General features: G+C 72.7%; 1 protein-coding gene and 1 pseudogene. Both read right to left on the reverse strand.

The features are described 5' to 3' along the window. Positions 1 to 1126, reverse strand: a 1126-nt coding sequence (locus ACZ5CR_RS45220; protein WP_468869494.1) for an acyltransferase family protein, incomplete at its 3' end; no start/stop codon positions are given. Between the two features lie 76 nt (positions 1127 to 1202). Next, positions 1203 to 1404, reverse strand: a pseudogene (locus ACZ5CR_RS45225) (4-(cytidine 5'-diphospho)-2-C-methyl-D-erythritol kinase); the annotation flags it as partial.

The following is a 1404-nucleotide window of genomic DNA, read 5'->3' on the forward strand; positions in this document are numbered from 1 at the left end:
CTCCCGGCTCCCGCACCGCACCCGGCCGCTCGAAGCGACGGAACGCCGCGACCAGCAGCCCGGTGAGCACCACCGCGGCCGCCATGCGCACAGGCACCTGCGTCCACCACTGCGCGGTGGCCGGCTCGGGCAGCCGGACGCCCATCGCGATCAGCACCCCGTACACCCCGAGCATCGCCGTCAGGTGCCACAGGAACGCCGTCATCGAGACCCCGTTCGCCGCCACCACGCCCCGCCACACCCGAGGCCGCGCGAGCCACCGCGCCGCGGGCGCCCGCAGCAGCTCCACCGCACCCACCAGCCACACCCCGTGGCAGAGCAGCGCGAAGGTCGGCGGGGCCATGTTCGAGACGCGCTCGCCGGGCATGCCGACCATCGAGAGGGGATAGGGCCCGAAGGCCACCAGGGCCGACGCGCCCGCGAGCCCCACCACGGCCATGACCGCGGGCACCCGCAGCCTGCCGTCCGCCCGCAGGAACCCGAGCTGATGCACGGCGAGCCACACGAAGGCGAAGTTCAGGAACTCCACGTACGGCACACCGAAGGCGAAGCGCGCCACGTCCACCGCACCCGCGGCGAGGACGAGACCGCCGAACGCGCCCCACCCGTACCGCTCGTGCAGACCGAGCAGCAGCGGCGTGAAGGCGACCATCGCGAGGTAGATGCCGATGAACCACAGCGGCTGGGCGACGAGCCGAAGCGTCACGTCCAGCAGCGCCCCGCCCTCGCCGAGCAGTTGAACCACCAGGGCGGCGAAGCCCCACACCCCGATGAAGACCATCGTCGGCCGCAGCAGCCGCTGGAGGCGGGCCCGCAGGAACACCGAGTAGACGGACGTGCCCGCCTCCGCCTTCCGGCTCAGGGAGCGGTACGACAGCGCGTGCGAGAAGCCGCCGACGAAGAAGAACACCGGCATGATCTGCAGCGCCCAGGTGAGCAGCTGCAGGTCGGGCACGACAGCGAGGAGATTGCCGACCTCGGTGCGGCCGTCGTCCCCGACGGTCACCGCCGCCATCAGCCAGTGCCCGATGACGACCGTGCCGAGCGAGGCGACCCGCAACAGGTCGATGTACCGGTCACGCCCGGTGGGCGTCTTCTCGGCCAGTTCGCGAACGCTTGATCCCATGTACGTACGGTCGCGCGCACCGCATGCCTCGCGTCAGCGCGTACGTACTCAGATCCGCGACTGAGTACCTACACCCCTAGAGCACCGTCGCACCGGGCGCGGGCGAGTCCGCCACCCGGGCCGTGCGGCAGGTGCCGGAGGCCGAAAGCGCTTCGGCGACCCGCCGCGCGGACTCCGCGTCCGCGGCCAGGAACGCCGTCGTGGGCCCGGAGCCGGAGACCAGCGCGGCCAGGGCACCCGCCTCGGTACCGGCGGCGAGGGTCTCGACGAGCGAGGGG

The organism is Streptomyces sp. NPDC031274 (assembly GCF_055570235.1).